We start from the raw sequence: 393 nt of genomic DNA on the forward strand, positions 1-393 counted from the left end.
TCGCTAAGGTGCATTACGCGGAGATCGTCGCGTCGATCAGCAGCAAGTCGGCCGGTCCCGGCACGCGCGCGAATATCGATGAATTCACCGAGACCACGTCGAAGGCGATCGAAGCGGTCGGCGGCGCAGTGAAGGGCAAGGCGATCATCGTGCTCAATCCGGCCGAGCCGCCGGTGATGATGCGCGATACCGTCTATACGCTGTCGGAGATGGCCGACCTCGACAAGGTCGAAGCGTCGATCGAGCAGATGGCCGCCGCGGTGCAAGCGTACGTGCCCGGCTATCGCCTGAAGCAGAAGGTGCAGTTCGACGAAATTCCCGCTAACGCGCCACTCAACATTCCGGGCCTCGGCCGCTTCAGCGGCCTGAAGACGTCGGTCTTCATCGAGGTCG

General features: G+C 62.8%; 1 pseudogene. It reads left to right on the forward strand.

The window, feature by feature from the left end:
- Positions 1 to 393: pseudogene (locus AB4Y34_RS42055) on the forward strand (acetaldehyde dehydrogenase); the annotation flags it as partial.

This window comes from Paraburkholderia sp. BR10954 (genome assembly GCF_040965775.1).
GTDB lineage: Bacteria > Pseudomonadota > Gammaproteobacteria > Burkholderiales > Burkholderiaceae > Paraburkholderia > Paraburkholderia youngii.